We start from the raw sequence: 13,975 nt of genomic DNA, 5'->3' as shown, positions 1-13,975 counted from the left end.
GGGGCGACACGGCGGAGGTACGGCCATGACCCAGCAGCAGCAGACGCAATCGGCACCTTCTCCGTCCCACGGAGGGCTCGCGGAGGGCGGTGCGATCTTCGGGGGTGTGCTGATGCTGATGAACGGCATCCTCGCGATCCTCCAGGGCATCTCCGCGATCGCCGCGGACGACGTGTACGCCCGCATAGACGCCTACGTCTACAAGATCAACCTCACCGGCTGGGGCTGGATCCTGCTGGTGCTCGGCGTCATCGCCGTCATCACCGGTGTGGGCATCCTCATGGGACTGGAGTGGGCGCGGCTGGTCGGCATCCTGCTGGCCTCGCTGAGCATGATCGCCCAGTTCCTGTTCCTGCCGTACTCCCCGATCTGGTCGCTGATCATGATCGGCATCGACTTCTTCGTGATCTGGGCGCTGGCGACGTACCACCCGCAGCGCCGCACGGTCTGATCCATCGTAAAAGCCCCTGGTGCGGGGGGATTTACCCGGTCAGAATCGCGTCGTGAGCGAACAGAAGACGATCCCGACCGCCCCCGCGCCCCAGGTGCACGGACTGCGCCCCGTGGAGACGGCGGCCCGGCTGACCGGCTGGGCCCTGCTGCTCGCGGGGCTCGGTCATGTGCTGCGCGCGGTGTGGGAGATACGGCTGTGGACGGCGGGCGAGCCCGCCTCCGGACCCCCGGACCAGGGCGAGGGCGTGCACAGACCGCTGAACTCCCTGGAGAACTCGTACCACTTGGTCACCTTCCTCGTCGGCGTCACGATGGTGATCTGCGCGGTGTTCTTCATCTCCTGGATGTGGCGGGTGCGGGACAACTCCGTCGCCCTGTCGCGCGAGCGGCCGAAGCACGCCGGGTTCTGGGTCTACCTCGGCTGGGTGCTGCCCGTCGCCAACCTGTGGATTCCGCGCGGGGTGATCGCCGACGCGTACCGCAAGTCGGTGCCGGGGCGGAAGCTGCCCGCCGTGGTCACGGCGTGGTGGGTGCTGTGGGTGTTCGGCATGGCCTGCGGCACCGGTCTGATCTACCGCGACAGCGCGGACAAGCTGATCGAGCGCGCGTACACCGGCGTGTGGCCCCTGCTGTTCAGCGAGGCGGCGATGGTGGCGGCGGCGGTCACCGGCTTCCTCATGGTGCGGGCGGTGACGGCGGCTCAGACGGAGCGCGTCGCCTCGCTCACGGCACAGCCGCGCGCCGAGGGGTGACCCGGCCGGGGGTAACCCAAAGGCAGTAACCCGCTCTGCGGAGTGAGTGACGGTGGGCCACTATGAGGCTGTTTGCCGCATTCGCTCTCTTAGAGGGGGCCTCAATGGCTGTCGAAATTCCCCCGCTCATCAAGCCGTCCCGGCTCAGGCACCGGGGCGGTCTGGCGGGCGAGATGATGGCGGAGTTCCTCGGGACCTTCGTCCTCATCGCGTTCGGCTGCGGTGTGGTCGCCATGGCCGTGGCGGCACTGCCGGGCTCCGGCCGGGCCGCCACCACCACGACCATCTTCCTGGCGGCGGGCGACTGGCTGCTGGTCGCCTGGGGCTGGGCGCTGGCGGTGACCTTCGGCGTCTACGTCGCGGGCGGCGTCAGCGGCGCCCACCTCAACCCCGCCGTCACCCTCGCGGTGGCCGTGCGCCGCGGCTTCCCCTGGATCAAGGTGCTGCCGTACTGGTTCGCGCAGGTCGTGGGCGCCTTCGTGGGCGCCGCGCTGGTCTATCTCGTCTACCACAACGCGATCGACACCTTCGACGCCGCGGTCTCGGGTCCCAAGACCAACGGGCACACCCTCGCCTCGTTCTCCATCTTCGCGACGTTCCCCGCGCCCTACTTCCACGGCGGCATCTGGGGTCCGCTGATCGACCAGATCGTCGGCGCCGCCTTCCTGGTCATGTTCGTCGTCGCCATCCTCGACCTGCGCAACCAGGCGGTGAAGGCGAACCTCGCCCCGCTCATCGTGGGCTTCGCGGTCGCCGCGATCGGCATGTCCTACGGTGCGAACGCCGGGTACGCCATCAACCCCGCCCGCGACTTCGGACCCCGCCTGTTCACCTGGGCGGCGGGCTGGGACAGCCTCGCGTTCCCCGGTTCGGTGGCGGGCCAGTTCAGCGGGTACTGGTGGGTGCCCATCGTCGGCCCGCTGATCGGCGGTCTGGTGGGCATCTTCCTCTACGACCTGTTCGTCGGCGACGTGCTCTACCTGCGCCACGAGATGGGCGAACTGCCCGAGCCCGGCCGCAGCCGCCCGACCCGGGTGGACGAGGGCGAGGAGTAGCCGGACCGCGCGAGGAGAACCCGATGGGCAGTTGCCGGGCCCGGGCCGTCGCCCGGGTCCGGCTGCGTGTCCGGGTGACGGTGCGGGTGCGAGTCGGGGTGCGGGTGCGCGGGCTGCGGGTGTCGGTGCGGATCCGCGTCGGGGGGCGCGCCGGGGCGCGGATACGCCGCTGAGGCGCCCACGGCTGAAGGCTTCTGCGCTGGACACGTGTTCGGGCGTTCGTCGTGCCGTGTGATACCCGGCGCGGGTGCGCCACCCCGCGTTCCGGTGGGGCGTTGGAGTTCCCGTAGCGGTTCCGCAGGAACGATTTCCCCGTGCACAGCGCCGGGTCGGCGGACCCGCGCGAGGGTTTTGGAGCACTGACGCAGTGAGGTCTTACGCCTCGGGCACCGACCGGGCGGCCACGACGGGCCGCCCGGAACCGGGCGTGCTCATCGGCCGCGCGGCGGAGACGGCCGCGCTGCGGGAGGGGCTGGCCCGGGGGCGCCTGGTGACGGTGACCGGACCCGCCGGTGTCGGCAAGAGCAGTCTCGCCACCGCGGTCGCCGCCTGCGGCGCCTGGGGTCCGGTGGTCCGCGTCCGCTGCCCCGGCGGCAGCGGTACGGCGCCGGGCGCGCTGGCCGAGCGCGTGGCCGAGGCGACGGGCGGCGGACCCCTGGAGACGCTGGAGCGGGGACTCGGCGCGGGCGGGCGTCCCACCCTGCTCCTGCTCGACGACGCCGACGCCGTCCGCACCGAGTGCGCGGGTCTGGTCCAGCGCCTGCTGATGCGACTGCCGTCCGTACGCGTCCTGGTGACCTCCCGGCAGGCTCTCGGGCTCGGCGACGAACGCGTCGTACGGCTCGCCCCGCTGGAGGAGGCGGACGCGGTCGAGCTGTTCCTCGCGCGGGCGCTGCCCAGGACGGTGGCGGAGTACGGCGTGGTGGCCCGGATCTGCCGACTGGTGGAGGGCGTGCCGCTCGCCGTGGAGCTGGCCGCCGAGCAGCTCACTCGGGGCGTGGCGGTGGAGGAGCTGGCGGACCGCCTGGAGCGGGACCAGTGCTGGCTGTCCGCGCCCTCACCCGCGCTGCGCCGACACCGCTCGCTGCGGTCGGCCGTCGGCGCGGGCTATCTGCTGTGCGACCGCGCCGAGCGGGCGGTGTGGAGCAGGGCCGCCGTCTTCGCCGGACCGTTCACCGAACCGTCCGCCGCGTATCTGTGCTCCGGCGCCGGAATCGCCCCGCACGAGGTCCCGGCGTGCCTGGCCCGGCTGACCGCGGCCGGGGTGCTGCGAACCCTGGGCGAGCCCGGTGGCGTACGCCCGCCGCGCTACGTGATGACCCGCGCCGCCCGCGACTTCGGCGCCGAACGGCTGCGCGCCGCCGGGGAGTTCAAGGTCGCCGTCACCCGGCACGTGCTGCACCACCGGCGGCTGGCGGAGATCGCCGGGAACCTGTGGAGCGCGGGCGAGCAGCGGCAGGCGGCGCGGCTGGTGCGGGACAACGAGGCCGACCTGGCCGCACTCGTCGACCACGCCCTCGCGCTGCCCGAGCCGCCCGCCGGGCAGGTGGCGGCGGCGCTGGCCGGGGTGGTGGACCTGTGGTTCTGGTGGGCGGTGCACGACCACGCCGAGGAGGGGCGCCGTCATCTGGCCAGGCTGCTGGCGCACCACCGCGCCGACGACCACCTCGCCGCCCGCGCCCGCTGGCTGGCCGCCTGGCTCAGCGCCCCCGGCGACCCGGCGACCGCCCGCGAGCTGCTCGGACAGGTCTGGCCCGCCGCCGTGCTCGCCGGTGACGACGCGCTGATCGGCCGGGTCAGCCATGTCGAGGGCGTCCTCGCCTGGGAGCGCGGCGACACCCGCGCCGCCGCCGACTGCTTCCGCCAGGCGGCGGACACCGTCCCGCCGTACGCCCCCGGCGGTCCCGCCCCGGCCGTCAGCCTCGCCGCCCTGGCCGTGCTCCGGGCGCCGCTGACCCCGGCTTCCGCCCAGCGCGACGCCCGCCGCGCCCTCACCCAGCCCGGGGTCCGCGAGGACGCCTGGGCCACCGCGCTTGCCCGCTACGCCCGCGCCTACGCCGACCACCACCGGGGGCGGACCGCCCGCGCCTGGCACCGGGCGCGCCGCGCGCTGGCCGGTCTCGACCCGCACCCCGCCCCGCTCGACACCGCGCCCGACATGCCTCAAGTCAGGGCAGCACTGCGCTCGTTGCTGACGGAGATCGAGTCCTCGGCGCCTTCGGGGGTGCGCTCGGCGGTCCCGGGTCCGCGCACGGACAGCCCGGATCTGTGATTCAGATCACTTAAGAATCCCGTAAGTCCTTGGGCAACTGTTTACCCGCGTAACCGGTCATCTCTGCGAACACACCGATCACTCACGCATCCGAGGTTCGCATGAAGCTTCGCCGTTCCCTGGCTCTGGCCGCAGCGACGGCTGCCATAGCCCCCGCTGTGCTGCTGGCGGCCCCGGTCGCGTACGCCTCGGAGGAGGCTCCGGCGGCGGTCGCCTCCGAGTCGACGCCCGCCGCGGAGGACACCACCCCCGCCGCCGAGGACACGACTCCGGCCGCCGAGGACACCACGCCCGCCGCCGAGGACACGACCCCCGCCGCCGAGGACACCACCCCGGCCGCGGAGACCTCCGAGTCCACGACCGCCTCGCCCTCCGCCTCCGCCTCCGAGTCCGCCGCGCCCTCGGCGAGCGTGTCGGCCTCGCCGTCCGCCTCGGAGTCCACGTTCCCGACCGAGTGCAACGACGGCTCCCGGCCGAAGTTCGACGACGACCTGCACACCAGCCTCTCCGGTCTGCCGTCGAAGATCGTGGCGGGCAGCGGCTACCACAACTTCAAGCTGAACGTCAGCAACACCGGTGGCCACGCCTACAAGCGCGTCGACCTCGGTGTGTTCGCCGCGAGCGTGGACGAGGACGACTTCTTCTCCGACACCAACCACCTCACCCTCCAGTACAAGGACCCGTCCACCGGCGCGTGGACGAACATCTCCCTGGACGAGAACGACGAGGGCGCGGGCTACCTCGGCTACACCGACGTCAAGGCCAAGGAGTCCTTCTCCGTCGACCTGCGCCTGGCCGTCGACGCGAAGGCTCCGGCCGGTTACGGCTTCGCCATCAGCATCGGCATGTACGCGGACGACAAGGGCAACTGCGTCTACTCCAGCGACGACAGCTACTACGAGTTCGACATCCTCAAGGCGGGCACCGCCCCCGGCAAGCCGGGTGACGCCAAGCCGCAGGGCGGTCACAAGCCGCTCCCGGCGAAGCCGTCCGGCAACACCGAGATCGCCCCGCAGGGTCACCTCGCCGAGACCGGCGCCAGCTCGGTCCTGCCGGCCATCGCGCTGAGCGGCGGCGCCGCCGTCGCCCTGGGCGCGGGCGCCGTCTTCGTCGTCCGCCGCCGCAAGGCCGCGGGTTCCGGCATCGTCGCGTAACGGTCCATACCGGCGTCCGGCAGCCGCCGTACGCGCACCCGGGGCCTCGTCCACCCACCGGTGGGCGAGGCCCCGTGCCGTACGACCGGTACTCTTCCCTCCGCCGTGACCCGCGCCTTCGTGCCCCTGGTTCCGGCGTTCATCAGACCTGGCCGGACGTGGCGCGCAGCCGTCGGCAGCGTGGTCGTCGTCGTGTGGCTCGGCGTGCCGCCGGGAGAGGATCAGCGTGGGTTCCAGGAGCGAGAGCGAAGTCGGCGCGGCGGGACGCGGGTTGACGGGAGGCGGGACGCCGGGTGGCGGGACCGATCCGGCCACCCTGCAGATCCGGCTGGTGGACAACGCGCCCCCCGCCGCCGCCCCGGAAGCCGCTCCGGCCCCGGCGGCGAAGAAGTCCGGCGGCAAGGCGGCCGGGCTCCTCAAGTCCAGCGCCGTCATGGCAGCAGGCACCCTGGTCTCCCGGCTGACCGGCTTCCTGCGCACCCTGGTGATGGGCGCCGCCCTCGGCGTCGGCACCCTCAACGACTCCTACCAGGTCGCCAACACCCTGCCGACGATGATCTACGTCCTGGTCGGCGGCGGCGCGCTGAACTCCGTCTTCATCCCGCAGCTCGTGCGGTCCATGAAGGAGGACGACGACGGCGGCGTCGCCTACGCCAACCGGCTGATGACCCTCGTCATCACGCTCCTCGGCTCCGTCACCGTGGTCTGTGTGGTCGCCGCGCCCTGGCTGATCCGCCTGATGTCGCCGTCCATGGCGTCCCACCCCGACCAGTTGGACGTGGCGGTCACCTTCGCCCGCTGGTGCCTGCCCACCATGTTCTTCATGGGGCTGCACGTGGTGATGGGCCAGATCCTCAACGCGCGCGGCCGGTTCGGCGCCATGATGTGGACGCCGGTCCTCAACAACATCCTGATCATCGTGGCGTTCGGCTCGTTCGTCTGGGTCTTCGGCTCGGCCGGGCACTCCGGCATCTCCGCCGCCTCCATCAGCCCCGAGGGCGTACGGCTGCTCGGCATCGGCACCCTGCTCGGACTCGCCGTGCAGTCGCTCGCGATGATGCCGTACCTGCGCGACTCCGGCTTCCGTATCCGGCTGCGCTTCGACTGGCGTGGCCAGGGGCTCGGCAAGGCGCTGGGGCTGGCCAAGTGGACGTTCCTGTTCGTGCTGGTCAACCAGGCGGGCATGGTGGTCGTCACCCGGCTCGCCACGGCGGCGGGCGCGGCTGCCGAGAAGACCGGTCACCCCGGCACCGGCATCACCGCCTACAACTACGCCCTGCTGCTCTGGCAGATGCCGCAGGCGATCATCACCGTCTCGATCATGACGGCGATCCTGCCGCGCATCTCCCGCGCCGCCCACGAGGAGGACTTCGCGGGCGTCCGCGACGACCTCTCCCAGGGCTTGCGCTCCTCGGCGGTCTTCATCGTGCCGTGCGCCTTCGCCTTCCTCGCCCTCGGCGTCCCGCTGATCCAGTTGCTCTACGCCGGTGCCGGTGAGGAGGGCGCCCGCAACATCGGCTTCGTGCTGATGGCGTTCGCGCTCGGACTCGTCCCCTACTCCGTGCAGTACGTCGTGCTCCGCGGCTTCTACGCCTTCGAGGACACCCGCACGCCCTTCTACAACACGGTGATCGTCGCCGCGGTCAACGCCGCCGGGTCCGTCGCCTCCTACCTGCTGCTTCCCGCCCGCTGGGCGGTCGCGGGCATGGCGCTGTCGTACGGTCTCGCCTACGCGACCGGTGTCCGCGTCGCCTGGACCCGGCTGCGCAAGCGCCTGGGCGGCGACCTCGACGGGCGCCGCGTCACCCGCACCTACGTCCGCCTGATCGCCGCCTGCGTCCCGGCGACGGCGGCGGCGGGTTTCCTCGTTCGCCGGCTCTCCGGCATCACGACGAATCCCGTTCTCTCCTCGGCTGTCGCCCTGACCGCCGGAGGCGTGGTCCTGCTCGTGCTGTTCGCCGTCTTCGCCCGCCTCTTCCGCGTGGACGAGGTGAACGCCGCCCTCGCCATGGTGAAGGGACGCCTCGGCCGCTGACTCACCAGCCGGTCAGCAGCAGATGGTTGACCAGCAGCGCCGTGACCGCCTGGGCTCCGAGCCACACCCGGGGTCCGGGCAGGTACGCGCACGCCGGGAGCAGCCACAGCGCGAACGGCAGCCAGATGCGCTCGGTCTCCGCCTTGCTCATCCCGGAGACGTCCGCGACGAGCAGCGCCAGCAGCGCGGCGCCCACCAGGAGCGCGAGCCGGGTCCCCGCCGGGTCGCCGCGGCGCACCAGGGACGAACCCGCGCGCCCGAGCCCCGCCGCCGTCGCCGGTCCCGTGATGACCGCCGCGCAGGCGAGGTTGGCCCAGATCCAGTAGCCGTAGGGGCGGATACCGCCGACTCCCTGGTAGTAGCGGATCACCAGCAGGTGATAGGCGGACCACCAGTTGAAGCCGAGCAGCGTGAACACCACCGGGACGACGGCCACTCCGCCCACCAGCGCGCCGAGCAGCACCGGGCGCGCCCGCGCCCCCGCGCGCCCGAGCCACAGCACCGCGAGCGCGACGAGCGCGATCAGCGTCAGACCGTAGGACAGATAGACGGTCAGACCGAACAGCAGACCCGAGGCGGTGGCCCACAGCGGGGAGCGCCGGGTGACCGCGAGGGCGAGGCAGGCCAGCGCCCAGGCGGCGACCGCCGCGAAGTAGGCGTCCGCCGAGGCGCCCAGCCAGACCGCGGCGGGCGCGAACACCAGGAAGGGCGCCGCGCGGCGCGCCGTCGGCTCGTCCACCAGGGCCCGCAGCGCGACCAGGACGGCGGCGCTCGCCGACGCCCCGAGGACCACGCACCAGGTCCCCGCCCAGCCCCCGCCGCCGAGCCCGATCCGGTCCAGGAGCACGAAGGTGACCGTGGCGGCGGGCGGATGCCCGGCGACATGGGCGGGCCAGTTGCCGGGCACCCCGCTGACGATGTGCTGGTCGAAGTCGCGCAGGGTCGCCGGGATGTCGTGGAAGCGGCCGATCACCCGCAGGTACTCGTTGTGCGTGGTGAGCCGGTTGGCGATCCCGGTGTGCCAGCCGTCGACCAGCGCGAGCGAGAAGATCCACGCCGCCGACACCGCCCACGCCGCCCACGGCAGCACCCGCCAGGACAGCCGCGCCGCGAGCGCGGGACCGTACGCCACCGCGCCCGCCGCGAGCAGCAGCGCCGCCGGGGTGCCGGGTCCCACGTGCGGGTCCCACTCCGCGAACAGCGGCGGCCAGTGCACGAACAGGGTGTGCCGGGTGTCCTGGAGGTGGCGGCCCACCAGCACGGCGGCCGTCACGAGCAGGACGGCGGCGAGGGCGGCGAGGAGATCGCGGCGCGCCACGGGGGACGAGGGGCGGGGGGAGCGGTCGGTCACACCGGCACGCTAGGCCGCCCGCGTGCGCGGACGCCGCCGTACGGGCCGGACGTCAGCGTTTCGTCATGGGTCGCGCACCCGTTTTGGGGGGTCTCCCGCCCTACGGTCGGGACATGCGCGACCGTCCTCGCCTCTGGCGCAGCCCGCTGCGCGGCACCCGCTTCACCGCCGTGCTCGGGCTGGTGCTGCTCGGCGGCATCACCGTCCTGTTCGTGACGGGTCTGGTGTCGTACGCCGCCTACAACCCGGATCTGTCGCCGGTGAACGACACGACCCCGGACAAGGGGCTGCTCGGCTTCTACCTCTTCGCCTGGCCGGCCGGTCCGTCCTGGCTGTACCGGCTCACCCAGGGCGTCCACGTCACGCTCGGCGTCACCCTGGTCCCGGTGCTGCTCGCCAAGCTGTGGTCGGTGGTGCCGAAGCTGTTCGCGCTGCCCCCGGCCCGCTCCCTCGCCCACGCCCTGGAACGGCTCTCGCTGCTGCTCCTGGTCGGCGGCGGACTCTTCGAGTTCACCACCGGACTGCTCAACATCCAGTTGGAGTACGTCTTCCCGGGCTCCTTCTACCCGCTGCACTTCTACGGCGCGTGGGTGTTCCTGTCCGCCTTCGTCGTCCACGCGGCGCTGAAGACGCCGGTGGCGGTGCGGTCGGTGCGGTCGCTGCGGGCGGTGCGGTCGCCGCGCGAGGGGGAGCGGGTGGCTGCGGGGCGTCCGGCTGACGAGGCGGGGGTGGTCTCCGCGCGTCCCACCGACGCGGCGGGCGTGGTCTCCGCGCACCCTGCCGACGAGGCGGGTCTCGCCTCCGCCCGTCCCGCCGAGCCCACCGTCTCGCGCCGGGGCGCGCTGCGCCTGGTCGGCGCGTCCTCGCTGCTGCTGTTCCTGACCACGGTCGGGCAGAGCCTGGGCGGTCCCCTGCGCCGTACCGCGCTGCTCGCGCCGCACGGCGGCGCCGACCCGGGCGGCGGACCGAACGGCTTCCAGATCAACAAGACGGCCGCCTACGCCGGGATCACCGAGTCCGAGACGAGCGCGGACGCCTGGCGGCTGGTCGTCACCGGGCCGGCCGGGACCGTACGGCTCGGCCGCGCCGATCTGCTCCGCCTGCCCCAGCACAGCTCCTCGCTGCCCATCGCCTGCGTCGAGGGCTGGTCCACCGCCGACCAGTGGTGGCGCGGGGTCCGGCTGCGGGACCTCGCCGCGCTCGCCGGGTACGACACGGGGGCGGTGGACCTGCTCGTGGAGTCGCTGCAACGGCACGGCGCCTTCCGCCGCGCGGCGCTGCGCGCCAACCAGGTGTCCGACCCGCGCTCCCTGCTCGCCCTGTACGTCAACGGCGAGCCGCTGTCCCTCGACCACGGCTATCCGGCGCGGATCATCGTGCCCGCGCTGCCCGGCGTGCACAACACCAAGTGGGTGGCCCGGCTGACCTTCGGAGACCTGTGATGCCCCGACCGATGGCCCGGTTGCGTTTCCCCGTCGGCAGCCCGCTGGAACTGCTGCTGCTCGGCTGCTCGTTCGCGCTCGCCGTCTACGCGGGGATCCGGCTGCTCGCCGGTGACTGGCTCGGCGTCGTCCTGTGGATCGTCGGCGCGGCTCTGCTGCACGACCTGGTGCTGCTGCCGCTGTACTCGGCGCTGGACCGCGCGCTGGTGGCGGGGTGCGGTGCGGCGGGGCGGCGCTCGCTCGTGCCGTACGTCCGCGTGCCCGCGCTGCTGTCGGGCTTGCTGCTGCTGGTGTGGGCGCCGCTGATCCTCGGTCTGTCCGCCGACCGCTACCGCTCGGCCACCGGGCTCGACCCGGACGGCTTCCTCACCCGCTGGCTGCTGATCACCGCCGCCCTCTTCGGCGGCTCGGCGCTGGTGTGCGTCCTCCACCTGCGCAGGGCGACGAAGCACCGCTCGCCCGCCGCCCACTGAGCCTCCGCCCGCCACCCGGCGCCCCGCGCGAGCCGCAGCAGCGCCGGGGCGCCGATCCGCGCCCAGGGGAACGGCTCGCCCACCGGTGACCGGCCGTGGACCAGGTCCACCACCCGCACCAGGGCGCGCTCGTCGACCTCGGCGGGGCTCGTCTCGGCGATCAGCAAGCCGTCCGGTCGCAGCAGTTCGCCGGTCCGCCGCAGCAGGGCGGCCACATCGCCGCCGATCCCCACGTTGCCGTCCATCAGCAGGACTGTGCCCCAGCCGCCCTCGCCGGGCAGCGGGTCGAACACCGAGCGGCGCAGGGCGCGTCCGCCGAGCCGGTGCGTGCGGGCCACGGCAGCCGCGCTCACGTCGACGCCGAGCACGTGGAGACCGCGCGCGACGAGTTCCGCGACCAGCCGTCCCGGACCGCAGCCGATGTCGAGCACCGGACCCTCGCAGCGGTCCAGTACGGCACGGTCGACCGCGTCGGCGTCCGCGCACCAGCGCTCGACCTCCAGCGGCAGCAGCCAGCCGTCGTCCCGGCGCAGGAACAGCGGACCCCGGCCGGTGCGCAGCGCGGTGGCGTACGGGTCGGAGGCGGCCCAGGCGGGCGGCGCGGTCGTGGCGCTCATGACGCACCGCCGCGCGTACAGTCCGCGAGCCGCGCCGCGAAGGCGCCGTGCGGGGCGAGGGCGGCGACCGCGCGGGCGTCGTCGGCGGTGTCCACGTCCCGCAGCCGGGGCAGCTCCCGTACCCGCAGCCCGGCGGCGTGCAGCCGCTCGCGCTGCACGGCACCGGTCTCCGGCACCGACATGGGCACGCCCCGCAGCAGCGCGGGTTCGGGACGGGCGAGTCCGAGGGCCCAGAAGCCGCCGTCCTCGGCGGGTCCGAACCACGCGTCGCAGTCCGCGAAGCCCACGGTCAGCAGCTCCGGGGTGACCTGCGGGGTGTCCATGCCGATCAGCAGCGCGGGTCCCGCGCAGCGGGCGAAGGCGTCCGCGAGCCGCTCGTCGAGACCGCCCGCGCACTGCGGCACCACCTCGAAGCCGTCCGGCAGCCAGGGTCCGGGACGGCCGTCCAGCACCAGCAGCCGTCGTACGGCGGGCGTCGCCGCCACCGCGCGCAGCGTGTCCGCGAGCGCCGCCTCGGCGAGCGCCGCCGCCTGCGCGGGCGAGAACGGCGGGGTGAGCCGCGTTTTGACCCGCCCGGGTCGCGGCTCCTTGGCGATGACGAGCAGCGTGGTCACCGCTCTCCTCCCGCCGCCGGGGTCTCGCGCAGCACGCGGCTCATGTCCCGTACCGCGTGCCAGGTTCCGCGCCAGGTGCCCGTCACCTTGGAGGCGCCGGTGCGCGGCAGATACGGCACGTCGTGCTCGGTGACCCGCCAGCCCGCGTCGGCGGCGCGCACCACCATCTGCAGTGGGTAGCCGCTGCGCCGGTCGGTGAGGTCGAGCCCGAGCAGCGCCTCGCGGCGGGCGGCGCGCACCGGACCGAGGTCGCGCAGGGCGAGTCCGGTACGGCGGCGCAGCAGCAGCGAGAGTGCGAGGTTCCCGGCGCGGGCGTGCGCGGGCCACGCGCCCCGCCCCTGCGGGCGCCGCCTGCCGAGCACCAGGTCGGCCCGCCCGGTCCGTACCTCCTCGACGAAGGGCACCAGCAGAGCGGGGTCCAGGGAGGCGTCGCAGTCGCAGAAGCAGACGACGTCGGCGGTGGCCGCGAGCAGCCCGGCGTGGCAGGCGGCGCCGAAACCGCGCCGCTCCTCGCGGACGACCGTGGCACCGAGGGAGCGGGCGATGTCGCCGGAGCCGTCGGTGGAGCCGTTGTCCACGACGAGCGCGCGCCAGCCCGCCGGGACGCGCTCCAGCACCCAGGGCAGCGCCCCGGCCTCGTCGAGACAGGGCAGCACGACGTCCACGCCGGGACGGGAGGGGGAGTTGGTCACGGCTTTCACCCTACGAACCCGAACCGGGGCAAAGGGGACTTCGGCTCCTTACGAAACGCGGACGTCGGGACCGCACCGCGCCCCGTCCGGCGGCGCGGTGCGAGGCTGGAGGACATGCAGCAGCCGTACCCTGCCCACCGCCCCGGACCCGCCGCCACGCGACCGCCCGAGGCCACCGGACGGATCCTGGTCGTCGACGACGACCCGACCGTCGCGGAGATCGTCACCGGCTACCTGGTCCGCGCCGGACACCTGGTGGACCGCGCCGACGACGGTCCCGCCGCCCTCGCCCGCGCCGCCGCCCACCGTCCCGACCTCGTGGTCCTGGACCTGATGCTGCCCGGCATGGACGGACTGGAGGTGTGCGCGAAGCTGCGCGAACGCGGTCCGGTGCCGGTCATCATGCTCACCGCGCGCGGTGACGAGGACGACCGCGTCCTCGGTCTGGAGGTCGGCGCGGACGACTACGTCACCAAGCCGTTCAGCCCCCGCGAGCTGGTGCTCCGGGTGGAATCGGTCCTGCGCCGCACCCGCCCCGCGCCCACCGCCGTGCCCGCGCCCGCCCCGCTCGCCTCGGCCGGACTCGCCGTCGACCCGGCCGCCCGCCGCGCCACCAAGGACGGCACGGAACTCGCGCTCACCCTGCGCGAATTCGACCTCCTCGCCTTCTTCCTGCGCCACCCCGGGCGCGCCTTCGGCCGCGAGGAGCTGATGCGCGAGGTGTGGGGCTGGGACTTCGGCGACCTGTCGACCGTCACCGTCCACGTCCGGCGGCTGCGGGGCAAGGTCGAGGACGATCCGGCGAACCCCCGGCTCATCCGGACGGTGTGGGGGGTGGGGTACCGGTTCGAGCCGGTCGGGTCCGGCGAGCCGGAGGACCCGACCGCCGACGGGTCCGGTCGGGGCGCCGACGCGTGGGGTCCGGGCGTCCACGGGTCCGGTCGGGGCGTCGACGAGTCGGGTCCGGGCGTCCACGGGTCCGGTCGGGGCGTCGACGAGTCGGGTCCGGGCGCCGACGGGTCCGGTCCGGGTGTCGCAGGGTCCGCCGCTCGCGAGGAGGGCTGA

13 protein-coding genes and 1 pseudogene are annotated in these 13,975 nt (G+C 73.8%); 10 read left to right on the top strand and 4 right to left on the bottom strand.

Annotation, left to right across the window (positions count from 1 at the left end; all coding sequences use genetic code 11):
• Window positions 1-25: 25 nt before the first annotated feature.
• The 7 genes from IF655_RS01160 (at window position 26) to murJ (ending at window position 7,721) form a co-directional block, all read left to right on the top strand.
• Entirely contained in the window at window positions 26-451 is a 426-nt protein-coding gene (locus IF655_RS01160; RefSeq protein ID WP_199581498.1) for a hypothetical protein, read from the top strand.
• A 52-nt stretch (window positions 452-503) separates the two neighbouring features.
• Window positions 504-1,205: a DUF4328 domain-containing protein gene (locus IF655_RS01155; protein WP_307814835.1), complete on the top strand. Its 702-nt coding sequence runs from the start codon at window positions 504-506 to the stop codon at window positions 1,203-1,205.
• Between the two features lie 104 nt (window positions 1,206-1,309).
• On the top strand, window positions 1,310-2,260 hold the full coding sequence (locus tag IF655_RS01150) for an MIP/aquaporin family protein (RefSeq protein WP_199581497.1): 951 nt from the start codon (window positions 1,310-1,312) through the stop codon (window positions 2,258-2,260).
• Window positions 2,261-2,283: 23 nt separating this feature from the next.
• Entirely contained in the window at window positions 2,284-2,433 is a 150-nt protein-coding gene (locus IF655_RS01145; protein ID WP_199581496.1) for a hypothetical protein, read from the top strand.
• A 194-nt stretch (window positions 2,434-2,627) separates the two neighbouring features.
• Window positions 2,628-4,532, top strand: a complete 1,905-nt coding sequence (locus tag IF655_RS01140) for a hypothetical protein (protein ID WP_199581495.1) — start codon at window positions 2,628-2,630, stop codon at window positions 4,530-4,532.
• A 101-nt stretch (window positions 4,533-4,633) separates the two neighbouring features.
• Complete coding sequence (locus tag IF655_RS01135) at window positions 4,634-5,686, top strand: LAETG motif-containing sortase-dependent surface protein (RefSeq protein ID WP_199581494.1); 1,053 nt, start codon at window positions 4,634-4,636, stop codon at window positions 5,684-5,686.
• A 226-nt stretch (window positions 5,687-5,912) separates the two neighbouring features.
• Complete coding sequence (gene murJ / locus IF655_RS01130) at window positions 5,913-7,721, top strand: murein biosynthesis integral membrane protein MurJ (RefSeq protein WP_307814834.1); 1,809 nt, start codon at window positions 5,913-5,915, stop codon at window positions 7,719-7,721.
• 1 nt (window position 7,722) lies between these two features.
• Here the strand turns inward: murJ and IF655_RS01125 are convergent, their stop codons facing one another.
• On the bottom strand, window positions 7,723-9,072 hold the full coding sequence (locus tag IF655_RS01125) for a hypothetical protein (RefSeq protein ID WP_199581493.1): 1,350 nt from the start codon (window positions 9,070-9,072) through the stop codon (window positions 7,723-7,725).
• Window positions 9,073-9,137: 65 nt separating this feature from the next.
• Here IF655_RS01125 and IF655_RS01120 point away from each other — a divergent pair, with 65 nt between their 5' ends.
• A complete protein-coding gene (locus tag IF655_RS01120) occupies window positions 9,138-10,514 on the top strand; it encodes a molybdopterin-dependent oxidoreductase (protein ID WP_374100155.1) in 1,377 nt (458 codons plus the stop codon).
• Window positions 10,514-10,987: a hypothetical protein gene (locus tag IF655_RS31725; protein ID WP_374100154.1), complete on the top strand. Its 474-nt coding sequence runs from the start codon at window positions 10,514-10,516 to the stop codon at window positions 10,985-10,987. The genes IF655_RS01120 and IF655_RS31725 overlap by 1 nt, the downstream gene beginning before the upstream one ends.
• A gap of 179 nt (window positions 10,988-11,166) precedes the next feature.
• Here IF655_RS31725 and IF655_RS31720 read toward each other — a convergent pair.
• From IF655_RS31720 to IF655_RS01105, 3 genes and pseudogenes are all read right to left on the bottom strand, one after another.
• A pseudogene (locus IF655_RS31720) lies at window positions 11,167-11,604 on the bottom strand (methyltransferase domain-containing protein); the annotation flags it as partial.
• On the bottom strand, window positions 11,601-12,218 hold the full coding sequence (locus tag IF655_RS01110; protein ID WP_199581490.1) for a DUF2064 domain-containing protein: 618 nt from the start codon (window positions 12,216-12,218) through the stop codon (window positions 11,601-11,603). The gene IF655_RS01110 and the pseudogene IF655_RS31720, both read right to left, overlap by 4 nt.
• Window positions 12,215-12,919 (bottom strand): glycosyltransferase family 2 protein, encoded by a 705-nt coding sequence (locus tag IF655_RS01105; RefSeq protein WP_199581489.1) that lies wholly within the window; start codon window positions 12,917-12,919, stop codon window positions 12,215-12,217. Before IF655_RS01105 ends, IF655_RS01110 begins: the two co-directional genes overlap by 4 nt.
• 105 nt (window positions 12,920-13,024) lie before the next feature.
• Here IF655_RS01105 and IF655_RS01100 point away from each other — a divergent pair, with 105 nt between their 5' ends.
• Window positions 13,025-13,975 (top strand): response regulator transcription factor, encoded by a 951-nt coding sequence (locus tag IF655_RS01100; protein ID WP_199581488.1) that lies wholly within the window; start codon window positions 13,025-13,027, stop codon window positions 13,973-13,975.

The sequence above is a fragment of the Streptomyces sp. DSM 110735 genome, from assembly GCF_016482685.1.
Lineage (GTDB): Bacteria > Actinomycetota > Actinomycetes > Streptomycetales > Streptomycetaceae > Streptomyces.
This window is presented reverse-complemented; position numbering and strand designations above follow the sequence as displayed.